Below are 21,287 nucleotides of genomic sequence, written 5' to 3'. Positions count from 1 at the left end.
GGCCAATTCAGGTTAAGCAGCTTCCCACTGAGTCAATTCCCTTCAAGCCTGACAACCACGTTCGGTACGGCACTGCCGGTCAATTTCCCGGAGTTCGATCAGCCTTTGTTGGAATCGTGTAAGAGAAACTTCCGGGAACGGTAATTTGCTTCATGATGTCCTTGATGAAACGTTTTTTTGAGTGCTTGAGATAGCAGGGAACGGAATCAAATGAGTGACAGCAGAATGGAAGACCGCGGCACGCATGGTTGCCCTTCAGGAACCGAACATGATCGGGAAATTCCCGACATTGATCTGCTCAGTCCTTTGACGATCCGAGGCGTGACGCTGCGCAACCGCGTTGTGATGTCACCCATGTGTCAGTATGTCGCCAAAGACGGATTCGCGGATGACTGGCATCTGGTCCACCTGGGGAGCCGGGCATCCGGTGGTGTGGGGCTGGTTGTCGTCGAAGCAACGGCGGTCACCGCTGGAGGCCGAATCACACCGGGTGACCTCGGCATCTGGAGTGATGAACACACAGAACCGCTGGCTCGGATTGTGCGGTTCGTTCACTCACAAGGAGCCGTCGCCGGAATCCAGCTCGCTCATGCGGGGCGCAAGGCAAGTTGTGATTTGCCATGGAATGGTGGAGCAGGGCTGCTTTCCGATTCAGTTGGCGGATGGCCGGTCATTGGCCCCAGCCCGATCCCCTTTGACGAGGGAAATCCCGTGCCACACGAACTTGATGCCGCTGGCATCGACGGTGTGGTACAGGCCTTCGAAGCCGCCACGCGTAGGGCTCTTGCCGCTGGTTTCAAAGTGATCGAGATCCATGCCGCCCACGGGTACCTGCTGCACGAGTTTCTGTCACCCCTCAGCAATCATCGAACGGATCAATACGGTGGCAGCCTGGAAAACCGGATGCGTCTGTTGCTGCGTGTAGCGAAACAGGTACGACAAGTGGTGCCCGCCGACCTCGCTGTTTTCGTCCGCATTTCCGCGACTGACTGGGTCGACGGAGGCTGGGACCTGGACCAGTCGATTGTCCTGGCGAGCCGCCTGAAGGAGCTGGGAATCGATCTCATCGATGTCTCGTCTGGCGGACTTGTCCCTCGCGCCCGAATTCCTGTCGGCAAGGGATATCAGGTTCCACTCGCCCGCCAGATTCGTGAGAAAACAGGCATCATGACGGGAGCCGTCGGGCTGATCACGCAAACCGCCGAAGCGAACGAAATCATCACCGGAGGGGACTCTGACCTGGTCTTCATCGGTCGTGAGCTACTGCGCGAGCCCTACTGGACGCTGAAGGTTCAGCACGAGCTGGGAGCAGACCCGACCTGGCCCATTTCGTACGGCTACGCCGTGAAACGGCGAGCAAAATGAGCGGCATCACGGATGGATGCGAAAGACAGACCAGGTAAGCCCTCGATCCGTTCGTGTGTCGGTCGGCCCCCCACACGAATGAACTGATGACGACCCACAGAGACAAGTCAGCAGACAGAAGCCGCCGTTCCGGTTCATCCCTGAAGGACGAACCGGTCGGCCATGGCTTCTTACTGTGAGATTGTTTTCTAGAGCTTCCAGCGGGCTTGCCGGAGCTGGGCGAGGTCAGAGCCGTTCAGGACTTCATACCAGACCGTGACCAGCGTCCCGTCGTCGCATTCGACCGTGGAAGGGTATCCCAGATCCGAACTCGTTCCGTCGTCTGTCAGGACGATCGGCGCGTTCCATGTCGTCCCTTCGTCACGACTGGTTCTCACCTGGATCCCAAACGGACGTCGTCGATAGCCATAGCTCATCAGTAAACGGCCGTCGCGCAACTTCAGCAAGTGCGAGGGAAGGCCCCAGACACCGATAGGATGCGGTTCAGACCAGGTCTTTCCCCCATCCGTCGACTCCGTCTGCAGGGTCTCTTGCGCGTTGGCCGCGTTATGGTTTCGGATGTGCACGATCAGCTTGCCCGAATCGAGTTCGACCGCGTGCAGTTCGTGGTAGTTTTCCAGCGTGTCTCCCTTGCGAGGAGTAAAGGCCGAGAGCAGAGTCCAACTGACGCCATCGTCGGTCGACTCCCAGACCCCGACCGGGCGATCCTTGCTCCACAACCCAATCCCGGCGTAGAGCACGCGGCCATCCTTCAGGGCAATGGGACCGTGCGGACTGTTGCAGGGAACGGCGTAACGCGACGACCAGGTGACGCCTCCGTCGGTCGAGCGCCACATCCACGTCCCTTCTTCCCGTTGGCGATCCTCGGGAGACAGGCGTTCGTGAGCGGCCTGCCATTCGTCGAGCTTGACGGCATCCCAGGCACCGGGCTGTCCCGCCGCGATTTTCCTGGCCGCTTCGTAGCCTTTCGCGTAGTAAAGCGAGGTGAAATTGGTCAGCAGTAAAGAACCCCGGGTCGTCTCGACCAGTCCTGCATCACGATCATCGATCGGGCTGTCGTAGATGACCTGCGGCCATCCCCATGTGAGGCCATTGTCTTGCGACCTCATCAGTTCCAGCCTGCCGAAGGGGCAAACGTGCGATTCTCGCCCCCCCGAAAAGGTCAGCAGCAGTTCTCCATTCTGACGTCGTGCCAATGTCGGCCAGCCATGGTAAAGCGGTGGTTTCCAGCTAATGACGCGGAGGTCTGTCACACGTGCCCGCTGAACGTCGTCTGCCCAGGCACCTTGAGACGCCAGAATACCTACCCCACTTGCAGCAAGGGCCCGGAGGCACGCGCGCCTCGAAAATTTGCAGTCCATGTCAGACATCCCTCATCGTCACGGTCGACAGCAGAAGCGAAGATCAAAGTTCGGCTACGATACCATTCCGAGACAGGCGATGTCACCTTGACCAGTGTCCAGACAAACGAAGTCAAATCAGCCGCTTGAGGTGTGATCTTCACGAAGCCCCCCTTCGACGACAACGCGATGGCAGGGAGACATGGCAGGGCGGGGCATCGGGTACCGGCTGCAGTGTTATGCTTATTCCTGTGCAGCCGCACCTTCCGAATGCAAGGGTTCCGCTAAGAGACTTTGATCACGGAACGGCTTCTTTCTATTATACTGCATCAGCCGGTCGTGGTTTTTCGAAGCGTAGTCTGAAAGGTCAATCGCCATCGTCTCCTGCCGATAGGCCTCATCGAATCGACCGACCTCTGCGTAAGCTGCAGCAAGGCAAGTATGCGTCAAATAGTTCGTAATTGGACGTAGTCGCAACGCCGCTTCTGCGTGCTCAACGGCAGCGGCTCCGTTTCTGACGGCGTCGTCGGGGCAGGTGGCCAGAATCCAGGCGGCTTGCGAGTGGGCATAGGCGCTGTCAGGATTGAGTTTCACAGCCTCTTCAAAGTGCTGTACGGCCTCAGAGAAGCGGCCACGTGACGTCGCCAAGTGTGCCTTAGCATTATGAATAGCACTAAAGCCGGGGCGGAGTTCTTCGGCCTCCTTCAAGTAACGCTCAGCCTCTTCGTAGTTGCGGAGTAAGACTTGATTACCCACATTCTGCAACTTTGAGCAAACCGCCTCCAGATCGTCAGGCAATTCTGACAAGCGCGTGTGGCCAACCGGCAGATTCTGCGATCGCAACATTTGAGCCGCGAACATACATGAGCGTTTTCCCAGGGAAAAGGACGTTGCCGCCGCCTCCAGGTACGGACGTCCCAATTCGATCTGTTTGCGATTCCACAGCGTTTTCCCTGCTGCGAAGTAGAGGAAGGTCACCTCATCACGAGTGGCCCGAGCCATGATCTCGTCGAACGCCTTCCCGTCCCACTCAACTTTGTCCGGTTCTTTGAGGGCCCGTAGCATCAGGTTGGCAAATTCAATCAACTGATCGCTTCCGCGCGAGATGGTGGCCTGTGGTACTGCCTTCAACAACTTGTCGCGCAGTGCGAACTCGTTGAGTTCATCGGCAATCAAAGCTCCGTGCACGACCTTGCGGGGATCCAGGTTTAGATCAACCGTATCCATTAGACTTATCGGTTCGATCTCAAATTGCCGAACAATTTCCAGCGCCTGTGTCAGCTTCCCGTCCATCAGATAACGGTCTAAGAGGGAATCCGACTGCGCTTGCGACAACGGCGGAACAAACGATTGCCAGTATTGATCGGCCAGAGCTCGTGCTGCGCGGACATCTCCATGACCGGTCCTCACGCACCAGATGTACCAGTCTGCTTCACTTCCGCGATAGCGTTCCGAAGCGGCGCGAGTATAAGCCTCGGCACGTTGCCAGTCTTTTAACCCTTCAGCACAGTGTGCCGCGGTTAACAATCCAGTGCTGGAGTAGCTTCCGGCGGCCCTTTCGGCGTACGGTTGCGCCCCCTCCCAGTCACCTTTTCGCATCAGAAAGGTGGCCAGGTTCCCCTCAGTATTGGAGCGTTCCAGTCCGAAATCAGGTAAAGCCAGTGAATCTTCCAACGTCTCCTGATACGCAGTCAAGTTTCCCTGCCAGTAATAGACGTCGGCCAACTTCCGATACGCGGCATACGTCGGCTCCAAGTCGATCGATTTTTTGAAGCACCTCACCGCGTCTTCCATTTTTCTGAGGGTTTCAAATTTTTCGGCCAGCTTAATCATCACATTGGGGCACTTGGCATATGTCACCTCCCATTCAGGGGCCAGGAGCTTTGCATTTTCCCAGTCGTGTTCAATCAAGACCGCCGCCGTAGCAGGTTGGTGCGGGCTGACACTTCTCAGACATTGAGCAATCGAAGTGGGCGGAGCGGACTGATAGCGTATTTCCTTGACGAGGTCCTCGTAGACAAAATCAAAGTTCAACAGAGTCTTGGGGAAGAATTGTGCGTAGTCGTCTCTCGGCGCCGTTCGACTAAGCACGTCCAGCATCAGGAGCATTGAATGCTCATAGTTTCCTGGTTTGAAATCTCTGGCAAATTGAGACATCTGCGCGGCACCGAATTTCTTATCATCAGTGAAGGCATCCAGAAAGCCGATCCACCGATGAGATTCAACCAGCGGCCTCAGTCTCTCTAACGACTTCTCGGCACTGATCCCCAACATCACATCTTCACAATAAAGAGTGTGAACCACCTGAGTGAACGTCGTCTCCTCCAGCATCTCAGCCAACATGCTCCAGGAAGGCTCGCTCTCGTCATTGAGATCCCCCCCAGCAGCTCGCAGCGCGTCGATAAAAGCGATGCGGGAGCGGTATTCATTGTCTGGATCGAATTGCTGACTTGCGCTCTGCGTCGTGGCAATCTGGAGTGCTGCGGGAGGAAGATCCGAAATCGCCTGCAACTTTGGATAGGTCGAACTCCAGGTCACATCAAATCCGGCTTCGGTGACCGCTCTGTAGTTTCCAAGCTCGTAGGTTTCGCAGAGCAACAGCAGCGCCTTGAACGACGCGGGATTCACTTCCAGGAATCGGGTGATGGTGCTCGTGGCCTGCTTCTTGCTGCCGATTCGCTGAGAGATGCGCATTAGCAGATAAAGTGACAGCTCTTTGTCATCCCCTTTTGTTTTCTGCAGCACATCAGGTTTGTAAGCGCAATACGCTTCGATCAGGTTCAGCCACGCCGGAGCGGTCCCCCCTTCGATCGATCTGGCCGCCTGGACATCAGCCAACGCGGTCACATGGCGTCCCGCCAGGGCACGTGCATAGGCTCGAAAGGCCAGCGTGGCAGGTGTCGATCCACGCCGGGCAACATAGCGTTGCGCGAACAGCAGCGCACGAGCTTTGAAGCTCTTCGGCATCGAACTCCAGTAGTGGTCCGTCAGACTGCCCAGGTTGGAATAGGCTTCAATCAAACCTTCGAGAACTGCGTCAGACTCTCCGTTTGCGGCGAACTCGGCACTCACGCGGCGCAGTTCCGCGAACTGCGATATGGCGTCGAGCTTTGGGCGACCGCTGGGGCGCTTCGAAGCAACTGTGCTACTGGAACTGGAATCGACAATCGCTCTCGTTCGAAGCGAGAATCCCGCGTCCTGCAACGCCTGAATGAAGTCTCCTCGAGAGAGCGCTTCGAGTTGACTGACAAAGTCTTCCAGATCGGCCCCATTGAACGGAATTGCCTTTGTCCACTGAAAATGCTTGCCGTCAGGCTGCGTACGACTCACTTCAATGACACAAAGAGGGCCTTGCTGCTGATTCCGATGATCGATTTTCGAAGAGACCTGAAGCGGAAAACGGGGCTCGCCAGCTTCGAAGAGCAGGACCTCTCCAAAGTTTGAGTCACGAGTCCGTAGTCCCATCTCACAGCGTGCCGCCATCAACACAGATTGGCGGACGAGTTCGCGAGCGAGTGACCCGTAATAGCTGACAAACTGGTTTCCATCCGGGGATTCAGGGGGGGCAAGTTCAATGACGTTTTCACCAGTCTTAACCCGTTTCCCTTTGAGATAGAACTTCGCTTCGATTTCTGCCGCTGCGTTACTCGCAGGGACAGGCACATCATCAATGGAACCGTGGGAATCGACGCTGACAACCTCGTTATTGTCATTAACGTTCATGACCATCTTGAACGTTCGGAAGAAGCTGGGCCATGAGTAGACAATTCGCCGATTCGGTCGTGTTCCCGATTCGCGCTTGAAAGGAAAACCACGTATGTGCCCAGTCGCTTCCGCCAGAGGCACGGTCGGTCGTTCCCTGCCTCCATCCGGGATCCGAAATCGGGATTCGAACGACTTTGAAGTCTCTCCGTAAAATTTCGACGAAGTCCCTTCGATGAGGACCAGCACCAGCAATGTCAGGATGCCGCCCCACACCAGCACCCGCTCCCAGCCCGCTCTTTTCTTTTTCTCGGCTCCAGTCGACTTTTTGGAACCGCGCGTCGGCACACCTTCAATCGATTTTTCACGACCACTCATTTGAGTTCCACGGGAGGGGTGTCAAAGTAGATTTCAGTTCCAGCTTGAAATAACGTCGGACCGACGGCTAGTAGGGCAATACAGTCTAAATCACACAGAATGCATCTACAAGCGGCCGTACTATTACTGGAACCCCTGATTAGGGTCCCAAGATATAAGATGCCGCGCCGCAACAGGGAGTCACAGGGGTTTTTTATCCCACTAACTTCATAATCCGCTTCCCCGTCAATGTTCTTGACTTTAAACCGGACGAAGAGAACGATCCGGAGCGTTTTTTCCTATCAGTACTGAATCGTAATTGCTGCAGAGTTGTGCTGCCCGCCTGAATTGCACGAGCAGTCAAAAACTGCATTCACCGCGATTCCGGGCGCAAGGTCTCGCCGGAACGATTTAAGGGTGTCAATAAGAATGGCCCGGCCGGGGAACCGACAGGGCCATTCTTGCTAATTGGGTTTGCCGTTGCGTGCCGGAACCGAGTCTGTTCCGTCACCAGCAATCGTTCTCCGACAGGCAGGCTGTCAGAACGTCTTGCAAAGGGTGCCGCCGTCGACGACTAAGGTGGTTCCGGTGATGTAGCTCCCCGCGTCACTGGCCAGCAGCAGTGCGGGGCCGGCAAGTTCTCTCGGATCGGCCCAGCGTCCCAGAGCGGTCCGGGTGGCGAATTCGTCCAGTTCGGCAGGACTGAGGACGCTTGCCGGAAGGTCCGTCAGGAACGGGCCAGGAGCGATACAGTTACAGGTGATGCCGTACGGGCCCAGGTCCAGGGCCATCGCCCTCGCGAGGCCAATCAAGGCCGCTTTTGTCGCTGAGTAGCAACTGCGTCCCGCTTTCGATGTCAGCCCCATGACCGACGATATGTGAACGATCCGGCCCCACTGGCGCTGCTTCATCTGCGGAATTAACGCACGAGAGAGACTCATGCAGGACGTCAGGTTCAGTTCCACAATCCGGTCCCAGTCCTTGTCAGTGATCGCGTCGATCGGTTGAGGGACGTTCGAGCCCGCATTGTTGATGAGGATATCGACCTTCCCCATCGCCTCCAGCGCCGATTTCGCGAGCGCGTCGACTTCACTCCGGTTCGTCATATCAACGACGAAGGAACGGCCCCGGACGGACGTTCCTTCGAGAATTTCCGGGAGTGCCTGTTCGAGTTCATCAGCGTGACGGCTGCAGATGACAACGTCCGCCCCCGCTTCCGCGAATCCACGGGCCATCGCCTTGCCGAGGCCTTTACTGCCCCCCGTGATGAGCGCCACTTTTCCAGTCAAATCGAACAGCGGAGAAGCCATCGAGCGTTCCTTGTAGGCTGAAGGTTTGAATGACAGTCTGAAGCAGGCAAGGTACGGCTTCCGAGTTGTGCATTCAAACTCACTTCACCCGTTCAGGATGTCATCGCTTGCGGGCAAGCTCCGTCCGCAACATCTCCTGCTGGAACTGACGGAAAGGAACCTTACGGAGATTGGGATCCCGCAGCAGTTTATCCCAGTCGGCAATCAGTTGCCGATCGGTTTTCTGGAATTTCCAGGTCCATTCATGCCGTGCCTGCAAGTGCAGCACCGGCTCGGTCTCGGCCCGCAGGTCGATCGAAAGTGGCAGCAGTTCGCGGGTTCGCAGTTCCTGATTGAGTCGCATGCGAGGGGCGGGGAATAGTGACTGCGGATGCAGGACAGAGTTAAACTGCGCGATCCAGTCGGCAACATGCAGATACTGCTCAACCAGTTCAGGCGAGGTTGGTTTAAACCCTTCGACGTTGTACTGGTAGTGTTCAGCCGTGAGCGACAGTTGCAGCTTGTCAGGTTCGAAACGGGTTTCGAAATCGGGATGAAACTGGAACCACAGCACCTGTTGTGCTTTTAACGAAGAGGCCGAAGCTTCTTCCGCCAGTGCGGCCATGCGCTTTTGCGCTTCGTCTTCTGCGAGACCAAGGAACTGACGGATCTCATCCTGGGTGAGTTCAGTGCTGAGCTGCCGACGGGGGTTCAACACGGTGAAACGACGATGAGCCAGTTCAAAGATCGTCACCTCGCCCGCAGGTTCGATGTAGTCATAAACCTTTCCCGCGTGGAACAGCATCAGACTGCGAACGACGACTCGGCTGGAGTCGCTTCGAGACGGCGCTGGTGGTCCGGAAAGGTCACGAATCGTGGTGTAGACACGAACTTCCTGGGCCAGCGAGCAGCTCCCATACGCCCACGCCAGGAGTGCGATGATGACGAAGTAAGTTCGTTGGATCATGGTTCTTCTGCCTGAAACTCGGTTTGCGTTGACACTCGAACGATGTCATGAACGCCCTTCGATCTGAGCCGGTGACAGTAAATGTGATGGGGCGATCGCAACAAGACGAGAACGTTCGTTTCACACCCCGATTGCGGCACCTGACAGAGGAGAGGTTCGCGGATCGGCGAACGCTGCCGAACGGCCGCCTGATGTCGCCGCCCAGACGGGTGTTCAGGCAGTTCAGGACTCAATTTTCGGAACTGCCACAGAAATTAAAAACTTCGGCCAAAGGCCTGAAAATCCCCTGAATTAAGGCATTTGGGACAGAACAGGCACCTGTTCCGGCAGCCAGTGCCGATGGTCGTTTCCGCAACTGATGATTGAATACGGCACCGGGAGCCACTAAGCTGGGGCGGTTTGGCTGACTGTAGCGATTAGGAAAACACAACGGTAAGTACTAACTCTGCGAGGGCCGGTGGAGTTCTAATTAACGAAGGTGGCACTTCCGCCCGTGATGCTCGTATTCGAGAAGGACCTCAGACGATAAGAAACGCCAGCGAAGGAATCGCTGTCCAGAGCGCACCGTCTACGAACGATCGACCGGCAGTCGAACACCTTGATTTGACATAGGTTTTTGCACGGAGCGAATGAATGAAGGATCGAACACCTCGGGCGTCTTGGATGTCTGAGAAATTCTGGCGTAAGAATCGGCTGGCTCATAGCCTGGCACTCCTCAGTGTCGTGGCTTTAGCCGCTACCGGAACCTTCGCCGTTGAAGATGCGGCGAACGTCGCTGGCACGGGATTGAGCGGGATTTTTCCTTCCACTCCACCCGATGATCTCACTGAAGAACAGTTCGCCAAACTGGATGGCAACTGGGCCGAATGGTCGAAGGGGGCCTCGGATGCGGTGGCCAACTTCTATGCAAAACTGGAAGGATCTGACGCCGCGGCCCAACGTGATGCTCTGGGCGTTCTGAAGGTCAAGCAGGACGTGATGCGACGGGCACTGGATGATTCATCCTACCGTTCGCTCCACAGCCCGCTGACCGCTCTCAATAACAGCTTGAAGCTGCGAATCGATCTCGCCGAAGCCGCGCTCGACACGCTGGACATCGACGGCCACAAGCTCGCCGGAGCGAAGACCCGTGCGCGTGCAAATCAGTTGCTCTCGTCGATTCAATCACTCGAGAGCTATCTGGGCACCATCGGCAACGGATCGTTGTGGCTTGCTTACTTCAATATTCCTGAACTGAAGGGCGCCTTGCAGGCCGATCAGGAAGGATCATTGCCACTCGCCGCGGCACTGGAAGCGCAGTCGAAGCTGAAGACTCGTGATCACGTGCTGGATGCAACTCAGCGTGAATTCACGACTCGTTCACCGTTCCAGTCATTCGCCACTTCGCTCGACCAATACATCTCGTCGGCATCGTGGACCGATCCCGTCGCAGCAGGACAGAAACTGCGAGCCGAGCTGAAGAATCTTTCCGACGCACTCGACACCTACATCTCAACCGGTGAAAAAGCTGGCGAACTGCGGGACGCATTTGCTCGAGCCCGTTATGTCGCCCCGGATGGCGGCGACCGACTGGCGAACTCGCTGCAAAGCCGTCTGTTCAACTACAACCTGCGGGTGCTGGTGACCGAAGCGTTCCTGAACCGCATCATGTCTGACAGCCGAACGGTCCAGGGTGCCGTTCGTGACTTCATCCTGGGTGCACAGGTAAATGGCTGCCAGGTGACCAATACCACCGTTAATGTGGACCTGCTTCCAAGCAGCACCACGGCTCGGTTCGCCTTGCGATTGAACGGAAACATTCAGTCCAATACGGCCGGTGTCACTCCTCAGGCAACTGTCTACACGGCAGGTAATCACACGTTTGCGGCCACGAAGGAAGTCAACTTCGACGGCTACCGCTTCATGACGTCGCCTGCAACGATTGGTGTGAATCCGCACAACACCACGACCGGGATCAATACCAAATTCTCTGGAATTCCTATTCTCGGACGAATCGCACAGGGAATTGCATCACAAGCTGTAGAAGAGAAAAGAGGCGAAGCGGAAGCGATCGCAGCCAGCCGAGTTCAAGATGGTGTGCTGCCTGCCTTCAACCAGGAAGTCGATTCCAACTTCGCTCAGCAGACCGACAAGCTGAATCGCGAAGTCTACACCGGTCTTCGCAATGCCGGAGTTTTTCCTGACACCTTCACCTACCAGTCGACAGATCAGATGTTGACGCTGAATGCTCGGGTGATGTCCCCACGTCAGATCGGTGCAGACTTGCCGGAAGGCCGCCTGCTCACCGCGACCGGAATCACCGCACTGATTCATGAAACCGCGATCAATAACGGTGTCGACAAGATGGGTATCGCCGGTCAGACGCTGAACGAAGAACAGCTGAAAGCGAAACTGGAATCGTTCATCAGCACCATCCTGAACCGCCCCTACCACTTGCCTGAACAGCCCAAGGCTCCTGTCGAGGAAGACGAAGAGACACAAGATCTGAACGCGATCATTTTCGCTCCTGTGGATCCGATCCGCGTCCGAGTCGCTGATGATGAAATCAACATCATCATTCGGGCAGGTTTCAAGCAGGATGGAAAAGAAGACATCCCCATGCGGGAAATTTCGGTTCCCATCTCGCTGGCTGCTCAAGGGGGCCAGATCATCGCCAAGGCGGGTAGTGTCATCGTGGCAGCCGCTGAAGGAGAAGGGGGCGGAGTCGCGATCAACGCTGTCGTCCGCAAGAAGATTCAGTCGATGCTGCCTGACCGCGTGCTGGACGGAAAAGTCGAGATCCAGACACCCACCAAGATCGTGGTAGCCTACGTAACACAGTTGCTGCTCGTCGACGGCTGGATTTCCGTCGGAATCAACTGATCCCTCTGATGATCTTGCAATCAAATCTCGAAAGGCCGGTCGGAATGGATCATTCTGACCGGCCTTTTCGTTGGGTTATCTTCGAGACGAAGTTGGGCATGGAGCGGCAGGTGGCCGATTGAGATCAGTCGTCAGTGTTGGCGGCATCTCACCACGTCTCATCCAAGGGAGTTTGACGCCCACTTCACGAGTTCCTGACGGAGAAAACTCCACGACGGGTATCATCGAGTTTCATGCGATGCTGTCTCTGATTCCATTGGATCATAAACTCCTTAATGACATCGGTGCTGGTACCGGGAAAGAAGAGTTGTCTGATGCGTCTGGAAGGTCGTGCAACGGGTTGGTTCACATCCTCGTTCGAGTTAATTCTCGATGGGACTGTGTTGGGCGTGGTGACGGGCGAATGGTTCCGCGAGAACTTGCATCTCCCTTTGTCAGACAGGTCCATCAAGCTTGTCCGCCCCTCCTGGCTGAAGAGCCGCTACGTGCTGACTGACGATTTGGGGACCGAACTTGGTTCCGCGACGCTCGTGGGTTTCTTCCTCACTCACTGGGAAATGGAGCTGAAGTGTGGCCCCGCCGTACTGGAACGTGCTGGCTGGTTCGTTCGTGGATACGTTCTACGGCAAGGGACCAGGATCCTCGCGACTGTAGGGCCTGCCAACTGGTGGTCCCGCAACTGGGAAGTCAGCGCGGACGATACATTGTCTCACATTGATGTGTTGCTGCTGGGATTGATGTACGTCACAATCCGTAAGCGCGAATCACGTCGCCAGTCGAGTCAGTAACCACAGTTCATAGCCTGACATCGGTCACCAACGAGGAACATGCGAACATGCGAGTAACGTCGACCGTTATTTTTGCGCTATTTCTTTGCCATGGTCTGGCGCCGACGCTGGCTTCTGCTGACGACAAACCAGCTCTCGATAAAGGTCTGGTCGGACACTGGCCACTGGTGAAAAACGCGATTGACATCTCCGGTAATGGACTCGACGGGCGAGTTAACGGCGTGACCTGGAACGATCCGGCAGCGGACCACAACGCGCAGGGCGCCTCGTTCGACGGACAGAAGTCATATCTCGAAATTCCTGCGAACAAGAATTCCGCTCTCGGTAGCAAGGACTTTTCCGTTGCCGCCTGGGTCTGGACCGATGGCTCAACGGATGACATCCCGGGAGACATCCTCAGTCAATATGACCCCGCGTCGCGTCGCGGCTTTCATGTGGCGCTGAAGACAAATACCGGCGTCACCTTGAATCAGGCCAATTTCCGTCAGCTTCAGTTCGGCATCGATAACGACAAATCGTCCGGCTGGCGCGATGCAGGAAAACCCGGTAAGGAATCACTACTGTCATTTGGCCTGATCACCCACCGTGGTCGTCTGTTCGCGGGAACATGCGAACCAGGGGAGGGACAATCGGGACGAGTCGCCATGTATGCACATGGAACAACCTGGATTGATTGCGGAAGCCCCTCGCCGAGCAACGCGATCACAGCCATGGCTTCTTTTGGCGGAGAGCTTTACGTGGGCACGGGAAAGTACCGGGTCGCCGGTTCGGCACTTTCCGAATCGCCCAATCAGCATCTGGGGGGGCAGATCTTCCGCTACGCGGGAGGAACGAACTGGGTCGAATGTGGCACATTGAAGCTGCCCGGTCAGCCCGATCGCATCGAAGCCGTCTCTGGCCTGGTGACATTTCAGGGACGACAGTATGCGGGATCGCTCTACAAGCCCGCCGGATTTTTCCTGCGATCAGAGACAGGCGACTGGAACGAGATCGACGTCCCCGACGGTAAACGCGTCGAGGCGATGGCGGTCTACAACGGTCATCTGTATGCCTCCAGCTACGACAACGGACATGTTTACCGGTTTGATGGCAAGACCTGGTCTGATCTGGGAGAAGTCGGCAAGCCGGGCGAGAACACCCAGACATACTCCTTCGCCGTTTATCAGGGGCGGCTTTACGTGGGAACGTGGCCCAGCGGCCGCGTCTACCGCTTTGAAGACGCGAACAACTGGACCGATGTCGGCCGTCTGGGCGAAGAGCTCGAAGTGATGGGGATGCTGGTTCACAACGGCCGCCTGGTTGCAGGGACCCTGCCGCTCGCCGAGATCTACCAATACAATGGTGGAACAGAATGGCAGCGAATTACGCAACTGGACACCACACCAGACGTCAAGTATCGCCGTGCCTGGACTATGGCCGAGTATCAGGGTCAGCTTTTCTGCAGCACCTTACCTAACGGCCGGGTCAGCTCTTGTGAAATTGGGAAGCTGACGACCTGGGACGAGGAATTTCCGACTGGCTGGCACCACGTGGCGGCCGTCAAGACAGGCGGAAAGCTGGATCTCTTCGTCGATGGTGAGCTGAAATCGAGTTCCACAGAATTTGACGCCGCCGACTACAACCTGACGACCGAGCAACCGCTGAAAATCGGGGTCGGACCGAATGACCACTTCCGCGGTCGCCTTCGTCACGTTCGACTCTATAATCGGGCGTTGTCGACGGCAGAAGCCAAAGCACTCGCCTCGGCAGAATAGCGCTGGTGGCTCGATGATGAACGAACCAGAAAGAAGATCAGCGACAACAACGAGACCCGATTTCCATCTGCTTCAGGGGAGCAGCGGAAAGACTGTCTCGTCGCAGTCGCTGATACTGGCCGACGGGAATTGTGTCAGGCCTTACTTCTTCTTCGAGAACGCGGTGTAGACTTCCCGCAACTTGGCTTCGAGGTTCGAAGCATCCAGGTTCGTCTCCGCGACAACTCCAGTAGGATCAACCAGCCACATCGTGGGGAGCGAGTTCACTCCGTAATAGACTGCAACAGGTGAATTCCAGCCTCGTTGTGACTTGCTGGGGAAGAAGATCTGCTGCCAGTCGAGGTTCGTCTTTTCGACGAACGATTCGACAGCGCTTTCTTCCAGATCCAGATTGACCCCCACCACGGTGCAGGCCTTCTTGTACTTGGCGGTCACTTCCTGAATCTTGGGAAGCTGCTGAACAAACGGCTGAGCGTTGGACGCCCAGAACACGACCAGAACCATCTTTCCCTTGTAGGCTTTCAGATCGATGTCGCTGCCGTCGATGCCAGGAGCACTCAGCTCAAGCTCATTTCCGGTCAACTGCATCCGTCGCAGGACTCCTTCGGCCTGCTGCCCCTGCGGTGATTGAGCAAATTTCGAGGTGAGCAGACCGTAACAGGTGCGTGCCTCTTCCAGTTGTCCATTGTTCTCACAGCTGCGTGCGGCGGCCATCAACAGAGGAACAGATCGGGGTTGTTCGTCCGGGAACCGCGTGGCGTAAACCTGTGCACGCTTGGAAAATTCGGTCAGCCAGCGAGGCTCTTTCGTGCCGTAGCGAAGGGCGTTGGCGTGTGCCAGATTGACCAGCGTGAGTGCGGCTTCGGACGCGGATTCCGATTTGGGATTCCGCTCGAAGAACAGGCTTTCCGCTTCATAGAGCGATTCAATGCTTTCCTTGTCCCCCTGAAGCGCGAGTTGCAGGCGGGCGTCGAGCAGATGATGCACGGCGGCGCAGAACAGCGGTTCCTGTTCTGGGTTCTTGCTGGTCTTCTGAAGACACTCTTCGGCCAACTTGATGACCTGCAGATTCCGCTCGCGGCGAATCCCCTTGCTGTGCTCAATCGCCTGAGCCAGCTTCTTTTCCTGCTCGGGTGTCAGGGGTTGTTCGTCTTCTTCGAAGTCTTCCGATTCGTTGTCATCGTCATCTTCGTGAGGAAGTGGCAACAAGCGGACCCGCTGAATTTCGCTCAGCAGCCACTCGGGAGAGCCTTTATCAGCGACTTTTCGTGCTGCGTGATCTTCGTCGGGCAAGGTACCTGGTCGTTTCCCGCCCAGAGCCTTTGGAACCAGATTGGCTCCTGCTTTGGCAGCAGCCTGCGAGACCTTCCCTTTCTTATCAGCTCCCTTACCGTCAGGACCGGGAACCGCCAGCAGTAAAGCTCCGTCTTCCTCATTCATCCGGGAAGCCATCAGCGGATCATCCGCATTCGTGTCAGCAACCGGAGTCGAAGCCGTACCACAGCCGGTCAGCATTACGCTCAGCGAGACGAAACCAAAAACCCAACCTCGAAGTAGAAATCGCATGGCTCTCCATCCCTTGAGAGACCGAAAACTCAGCTGAAGCGAATAGACAAAACATCGCATCCAGCGCCAGTAGCCGGGTTTGTAGGCCAAAACCGGCAATTACTGCAAGAGGGACTCCATTTCCTCTAAGGGGGCCACGATGTCTCCCCTCACCCCTCGCAGGGGGGCCAATCACGCGAGATCCGATCGGGTTCGTCTCAAGCCGGGTGACCTTAAAGCGAATGCCGGAGTAGAGCACTCACGCGAACAAGACGAAGCACCGAAGTGATTCTGGTCGTCCTTGCCACCAAGCTTTGAGAAAGCTCCAAACCGGTGGCGCGCCAATTGCGGGATCAACGGACAGTACATCTTCCCAGGTGCTAGTCAGGAGTTCTCTCGATGGCCAAAAAATATGGTGCTCTCGCACAAAAGAAGGTCAAAAAAGCAGTCCACGAGATGAAGACAGGCAAGCTTCGCAGCGGGAAAAGCGGCAAGAAGGTAACGAGCCGAAAACAGGCGATCGCGATTGGATTGTCGGAAGCGAGAAAAGAGGGAGGAAAAGTCCCCGCGACGAAGTCTGCCAAGAAGAAAACGCCCAGCAAGAAAAAATCCTCCTGAGCCGAGGAAGACGGGACTGTTCGCACAAGCCGGGCGTCAGGTCATTGTCAGATCACCGACGTCCTGCCTGGCGACTCGCCTGCCGCGTCCGAACAGTGTCTGCAGATTTGAAGAATCACGGGACACCGGGAATCCGGCGCCTGATCCCGAGTTGCGTCACCATACCGACCACTCATAAGCCACGGCCAGATCGACCGCTCGGGGGTGCGCTACATGCACCGGACTTCGATCTCGTTGACGAACCTCTGCAACGAGCTCGAATTTGTGCGACCACCGTCCTGTCATGGCGTGACAGGGACACTCTGACGACTTTCCGACCACAGCCAACCTTCGTTAACGAGCCCTCGGGTCAGCCTCCCTCCCGGTGCAGAGCACCTTCTACCCCGGACGAGCGTCGTGTCACGGGTTCTAAAAGCCCGTAAAGGCTGGCAGGCTGAGGAGCCATTCGTCACACTACCCTCGGACCCCGAACCGGGGCAGGGGATGGCCCTCGCGTCTGATCTGGGTCGATGGCCAGTGGAGACGAGGCCCCGCAAGTTTCGTTCAGGAAATATTAGCGTTGACGATGGAAACACCGGATATCGATTCTGACGAACTCAGGCGGGCCGTCATTCAACAGCTGCAGGGATTTCGCCGGGCTGGACTGACGCATTGGAGTCGAATCGACCCCGTCGTTCCTGACCCCCCCGTCGCACCGGGTGGCTCTCCGCCTCAGTCTCAGGCGTCGGATGTGACTTCCCAGCCTCGCGCAGGGACCAGCAGCACTGTGGCCAAGTCCCCGCTGATTCAGGCGACCTCGAATTTAGCGGGCGCGACACATGGCGGACCCACGTTGCTCTCAGAAGTACTCGCACAGCCGGGTCGCTCTGCCGTCCCTGACGTGAGTGCGAAAAAGAGTCCGGACAGCAGCTTGTTTCCCATTGTCCACGAACCGTTTAAGCCTTTGAACCTGCCGCTCGCCGAGCGGGTCGCGGGTCTGGCGGCGCTGGCTGAACGTGTCAAAAATTGTACTCGTTGCCATGAACTGGCCAGTACCCGGACGCAAACCGTGTTCGGAGTCGGGAATCCCCAGGCCAGGATTCTGTTCGTCGGCGAGGCCCCCGGGGCGGATGAGGATGCTCAGGGTGAGCCCTTTGTCGGAAAATCAGGGCAGTTGCTGAACGATATTATTAAGGCCTGTCGGCTTCGCCGCGAAGACATTTACATCTGCAACGTACTTCGATGTCGCCCCCCGGGGAACCGACTTCCCGCTCCTGACGAAGCGGCCAACTGCCGCGAATACCTCGACGGGCAGATCGCGCATGTGAATCCCGAATACATTGTCTGCTGGGGCGCCTGCGCCGCGCAAAACCTGCTTCGCTCGACCGAAGCGATTGGAAAGCTGCGAAAGCGATTTTTCACGTACGGCAACGCGAAGGTGATCTGCACTTACCATCCTTCGTATCTGATGCGCAATCCCGCAGCCAAGAAAGACGTCTGGGACGACATGAAAATGTTGTTTCTCGATATGGGAATCGATCTCATGAAGAAGTAAAGTTGGATGCGTATCAGCGTTTGTCGTCTCATCCTCTGCCGGGCCGCGGAACGTCGTTCTGTTGAATGAAGCCGAGACGGAACGCGCCCACTGAAAGTCACCGCGAATTTCTGTGAGTCTCAGCACCGCCTGATCGAGTCTCAACCGGTACGAACAGAACAGGGACTTCGAGTCTATTCAACTCAACCTTCTAACAAGGTCCATCTGCAAGCACATTCAGTCTATTTTTCGTGCAATGAAGAATGGAACCCCAGGCGCAATTGAGCGGCATGGCAGTTGCCTCTACAAATCGCATCGGTGAATTTGCCCGGAATCCGAATGATTTGCTCCGAAGGCAAGCGGTTTCTGCCTGAAGTTTAGGCGATATTATTGGGATTCAACGAAAGCAGGGGCGAACGACGACAATTTAGAGTCTCCAGCCGAAAGATGAGAAATGCTCGCTGCCACAGACCCCGCGCATAATCGAGTCCCGAAGGACGTCGCATTTCCCGACTACGATACGGCTGGTTTCTATGATGAGATGTTTCTGGAGGGTGGGCAGCCTCGCCCCCGGGGGGAATTGCTCGCGTCGCGTCTCAAGGGGCTGACCGACGGTGAACTGACCCGACGGCAGCGTGTCGCCGACCAGGCCCTGCTGAATATGGGGATCACGTTCAATGTCTATGGGCACGAAGCGGGTACCGAGAAGATCTGGCCCTTTGATCTGATCCCCCGCATCATCGAAGGAGCCGAATGGAAGTTCATCGACGCGGGGTTGAAGCAGCGCATCCGCGCGTTGAATCGCTTTATCGACGACATCTATCACGAGCAGACCATTGTTAAAGAGGGGATTTTCCCGGAGTACATGGTCACTTCGAGCCGGAACTTTCTGAAGCAGTGCGTTGGACTCAACCCACCCGGAGGAATCTGGTGTCACATTACAGGGACCGACCTTGTCCGTAATGCGGATGGGACGGTTTACGTTCTGGAAGACAACCTGCGATGTCCGTCGGGAGTTTCGTATGTCCTTGAAAATCGCGAGGTCATGAAGCGGACGTTCCCGCAACTATTCAACGGGCTGTCGGTGATGCCAGTTGAGGACTACCCTGAACAGTTACTGAAGATGCTTCAGCACATCGCCCCCCCGACAACGGACGAACCAACCGTCGTCGTGCTGACCCCGGGAATTTATAACTCAGCCTATTTCGAGCACTGCTTTCTCGCACAGCAAATGGGCGTCGAACTGGTCCAGGGTCCCGATCTTGTCGTGACGAACGGTTTCGTCCATATGAGGACCACACGAGGCCTCGAACGTGTGGACGTCATCTACCGCCGGATCGACGACGAATTCCTCGACCCACTTTGCTTCCGTCCCGACTCGTGCCTGGGTGTCCCGGGGTTGATGGACGTCTACCGCGCCGGCCGTGTGGCGCTCGCCAATGCACCGGGGACCGGAATCGCCGACGACAAGGCGGTCTACGCCTATGTGCCTCAGATGATCAAGTATTATCTGGGCGAAGAGATGCTGTTGCCGAACGTCCCGACATACCTTTGCGCCAACGACGACGACCGCAAATATGTGCTTGAGCACATTGCCGAGCTGGTGGTTAAACCGGCTAACGAATCAGGCGGGTATGGAATTCTTGTGGGTCCGCGAGCGTCGAGTGAGCAGTTGGCGAAGTATCGCGAGCTGATCTCGACAAATCCCCGTAACTACGTCGCACAGCCAACGCTGTCGCTTTCGCGCGTGCCAACCATCGTAGGAGATCATCTGGAAGGCCGTCACGTCGATTTGCGTCCCTACATTCTTTACGGCGAAGACGTTTACATTCTGCCCGGGGGACTGACCCGGGTGGCGCTGGTGAAAGGATCACTGGTCGTCAATTCCTCGCAAGGAGGAGGCAGTAAAGATACATGGGTTCTGAAGAACGGAACGCCACGCGTTTGACGTTACGTCCTTCCCGAGAGATTACCAATCATGTTGAGCCGTGTTGCCGATTCGATTTACTGGATGAGTCGCTACGTGGAGCGAGCCGAGAACGTGGCTCGCTTCATCGACGTCAATTTGAATTTGTCGCTGGATGTCGGTCCTGAGATGGAACGACACTGGGATCCGCTGATCTATACAACCGGCGACCACGCTGATTTCCAGAAGCGCTACCCCGAGGGAACGCAGCAGAACGTCATTCACTTCCTGACGTTTGATACCGAGAATCCCAACTCGATTCTCTGCTGCCTGCGAACCGCGCGCGAAAACGCACGCACCGTCCGTGACATGATCAGTTCCACGATGTGGGAAGAACTCAACAAATTCTTTCTGCTTGTCAAAACCGCATCGCAGCCTCAAGTGCTGGGCTCACCCTTCGACTTTTTCGCCCAGATCAAACTATCGGCCTATACCCTCGACGGAGCAGTGCAGTCGACGCTCTCGCATAACGAGGCATGGCACTTTCACCGGATGGGCCAACTGATTGAGCGTGCCGACAAGACTTCGCGTATTCTTGATGTGAAGTACTACCTGCTGCTGCCCCAGGTTTCCGATGTCGGGACGCAACTTGACACAAACCAGTGGTCCGCGCTACTGAAGTCAGCGAGTGCACTGGAAATGTATCGCAAGGCCCACGGCCGGATTACTCCCCATCAGGTTGCAGACTTTCTGCTGCTCGACCGTGAGTTCCCTCGCGCAGTCCGGTTCTGTGTTGGTTCCGCCGAGCAGTCGCTTTTAACGATCACCGGAGGTTCGCGCGGCAACTTCAATAATCGCGCCGAACAATGTCTGGGTCGGCTACGAGCCGAACTCGACTACACGAATATCGAGGAAATCTTTGCGACGGGACTGCACGAGTTCATCGATCAGTTCCAGGAAAAGCTGAACGGCGTGGGACTGGCCATCTCTGACACCTTCTTCTCAATACAACCCGAAGTCAAGCCGGTGCGAGCGGCCAAAAAGCCACTCGCGACTAGCGCAGCCTTACCGGCGACCAGTGTTCAGAAACAATCGATGGGTGGCCAGTCACAATCACAGGGCTGATCGGAGGGTCGGAGGAAGCAACCCTCCATTCGACTTCCCCTCGCAGCAGTAACGTCAACAAACCTCCCTTAGTTAACCACTAAAGCCAAATCAGAATCGTTTCCACCGTTCGCGATCAGCAGCACTGCAGCCACCGTTCGGTCGCCCCGGCAGCCG

13 protein-coding genes are annotated in these 21,287 nt (G+C 56.4%); 8 read left to right on the top strand and 5 right to left on the bottom strand.

Annotation, left to right across the window (positions count from 1 at the left end; translation table 11 throughout):
- The first annotated feature begins 210 nt into the window (after nt 1–210).
- A complete protein-coding gene (locus ACGY09_RS21885; protein WP_397569431.1) occupies nt 211–1,365 on the top strand; it encodes an NADH:flavin oxidoreductase/NADH oxidase in 1,155 nt (384 codons plus the stop codon).
- Nucleotides 1,366–1,553: 188 nt separating this feature from the next.
- On the opposite strand, the gene ACGY09_RS21880 is transcribed toward ACGY09_RS21885, so the two are convergent.
- From ACGY09_RS21880 to ACGY09_RS21865, 4 genes are all read right to left on the bottom strand, one after another.
- On the bottom strand, nt 1,554–2,726 hold the full coding sequence (locus tag ACGY09_RS21880; RefSeq protein ID WP_397569430.1) for a sialidase family protein: 1,173 nt from the start codon (nt 2,724–2,726) through the stop codon (nt 1,554–1,556).
- 222 nt (nt 2,727–2,948) lie between these two features.
- Nucleotides 2,949–6,785 (bottom strand): tetratricopeptide repeat protein, encoded by a 3,837-nt coding sequence (locus tag ACGY09_RS21875; RefSeq protein WP_397569429.1) that lies wholly within the window; start codon nt 6,783–6,785, stop codon nt 2,949–2,951.
- Between the two features lie 518 nt (nt 6,786–7,303).
- On the bottom strand, nt 7,304–8,074 hold the full coding sequence (locus ACGY09_RS21870; RefSeq protein WP_397569428.1) for an SDR family NAD(P)-dependent oxidoreductase: 771 nt from the start codon (nt 8,072–8,074) through the stop codon (nt 7,304–7,306).
- A 100-nt stretch (nt 8,075–8,174) separates the two neighbouring features.
- Nucleotides 8,175–9,020: a hypothetical protein gene (locus ACGY09_RS21865; protein WP_373652854.1), complete on the bottom strand. Its 846-nt coding sequence runs from the start codon at nt 9,018–9,020 to the stop codon at nt 8,175–8,177.
- 663 nt (nt 9,021–9,683) lie between these two features.
- On the opposite strand from ACGY09_RS21865, the gene ACGY09_RS21860 reads away from it, so the two are divergent.
- The 3 genes from ACGY09_RS21860 to ACGY09_RS21850 all read left to right on the top strand — a co-directional run bounded on the left by ACGY09_RS21860 (nt 9,684) and on the right by ACGY09_RS21850 (nt 14,424).
- Nucleotides 9,684–11,882 (top strand): hypothetical protein, encoded by a 2,199-nt coding sequence (locus ACGY09_RS21860; RefSeq protein ID WP_397569427.1) that lies wholly within the window; start codon nt 9,684–9,686, stop codon nt 11,880–11,882.
- A gap of 275 nt (nt 11,883–12,157) precedes the next feature.
- Nucleotides 12,158–12,670, top strand: coding sequence for a hypothetical protein (locus ACGY09_RS21855; RefSeq protein ID WP_397569426.1), 513 nt, complete (start codon nt 12,158–12,160; stop codon nt 12,668–12,670).
- A gap of 47 nt (nt 12,671–12,717) precedes the next feature.
- Nucleotides 12,718–14,424 carry a LamG-like jellyroll fold domain-containing protein gene (locus ACGY09_RS21850; RefSeq protein ID WP_397569425.1) on the top strand — a complete coding sequence of 569 codons (1,707 nt, stop codon included), beginning with the start codon at nt 12,718–12,720 and terminating at the stop codon, nt 14,422–14,424.
- 141 nt (nt 14,425–14,565) lie between these two features.
- On the opposite strand, the gene ACGY09_RS21845 is transcribed toward ACGY09_RS21850, so the two are convergent.
- Nucleotides 14,566–15,990, bottom strand: coding sequence for a redoxin domain-containing protein (locus ACGY09_RS21845; protein ID WP_373652858.1), 1,425 nt, complete (start codon nt 15,988–15,990; stop codon nt 14,566–14,568).
- A gap of 378 nt (nt 15,991–16,368) precedes the next feature.
- On the opposite strand from ACGY09_RS21845, the gene ACGY09_RS21840 reads away from it, so the two are divergent.
- The 4 genes from ACGY09_RS21840 to ACGY09_RS21825 all read left to right on the top strand — a co-directional run bounded on the left by ACGY09_RS21840 (nt 16,369) and on the right by ACGY09_RS21825 (nt 21,131).
- A complete protein-coding gene (locus ACGY09_RS21840) occupies nt 16,369–16,587 on the top strand; it encodes a DUF6496 domain-containing protein (protein WP_397569424.1) in 219 nt (72 codons plus the stop codon).
- A 565-nt stretch (nt 16,588–17,152) separates the two neighbouring features.
- Entirely contained in the window at nt 17,153–18,121 is a 969-nt protein-coding gene (locus tag ACGY09_RS21835) for a uracil-DNA glycosylase family protein (RefSeq protein ID WP_397571897.1), read from the top strand.
- 433 nt (nt 18,122–18,554) lie between these two features.
- Nucleotides 18,555–20,048, top strand: coding sequence for a circularly permuted type 2 ATP-grasp protein (locus tag ACGY09_RS21830; protein WP_373652860.1), 1,494 nt, complete (start codon nt 18,555–18,557; stop codon nt 20,046–20,048).
- Between the two features lie 30 nt (nt 20,049–20,078).
- On the top strand, nt 20,079–21,131 hold the full coding sequence (locus ACGY09_RS21825) for an alpha-E domain-containing protein (protein ID WP_373652861.1): 1,053 nt from the start codon (nt 20,079–20,081) through the stop codon (nt 21,129–21,131).
- Nucleotides 21,132–21,287 lie beyond the last annotated feature (156 nt).

The organism is Schlesneria sphaerica (assembly GCF_044336245.1).
Lineage (GTDB): Bacteria > Planctomycetota > Planctomycetia > Planctomycetales > Planctomycetaceae > Schlesneria > Schlesneria sphaerica.
This window is presented reverse-complemented; position numbering and strand designations above follow the sequence as displayed.

Coding starts and splice junctions, on each gene's coding strand:
- ACGY09_RS21825 (WP_373652861.1), top strand. CDS start 20,079: ATGTTGAGCCGTGTTGCCGATTCGATTTACTGGATGAGTCGCTACGTG.
- ACGY09_RS21835 (WP_397571897.1), top strand. CDS start 17,153: ATGGAAACACCGGATATCGATTCTGACGAACTCAGGCGGGCCGTCATT.
- ACGY09_RS21840 (WP_397569424.1), top strand. CDS start 16,369: ATGGCCAAAAAATATGGTGCTCTCGCACAAAAGAAGGTCAAAAAAGCA.
- ACGY09_RS21865 (WP_373652854.1), bottom strand. CDS start 9,020: ATGATCCAACGAACTTACTTCGTCATCATCGCACTCCTGGCGTGGGCG.
- ACGY09_RS21860 (WP_397569427.1), top strand. CDS start 9,684: ATGTCTGAGAAATTCTGGCGTAAGAATCGGCTGGCTCATAGCCTGGCA.
- ACGY09_RS21875 (WP_397569429.1), bottom strand. CDS start 6,785: ATGAGTGGTCGTGAAAAATCGATTGAAGGTGTGCCGACGCGCGGTTCC.
- ACGY09_RS21855 (WP_397569426.1), top strand. CDS start 12,158: ATGACATCGGTGCTGGTACCGGGAAAGAAGAGTTGTCTGATGCGTCTG.
- ACGY09_RS21885 (WP_397569431.1), top strand. CDS start 211: ATGAGTGACAGCAGAATGGAAGACCGCGGCACGCATGGTTGCCCTTCA.
- ACGY09_RS21870 (WP_397569428.1), bottom strand. CDS start 8,074: ATGGCTTCTCCGCTGTTCGATTTGACTGGAAAAGTGGCGCTCATCACG.
- ACGY09_RS21880 (WP_397569430.1), bottom strand. CDS start 2,726: ATGGACTGCAAATTTTCGAGGCGCGCGTGCCTCCGGGCCCTTGCTGCA.
- ACGY09_RS21830 (WP_373652860.1), top strand. CDS start 18,555: ATGCTCGCTGCCACAGACCCCGCGCATAATCGAGTCCCGAAGGACGTC.
- ACGY09_RS21850 (WP_397569425.1), top strand. CDS start 12,718: ATGCGAGTAACGTCGACCGTTATTTTTGCGCTATTTCTTTGCCATGGT.
- ACGY09_RS21845 (WP_373652858.1), bottom strand. CDS start 15,990: ATGCGATTTCTACTTCGAGGTTGGGTTTTTGGTTTCGTCTCGCTGAGC.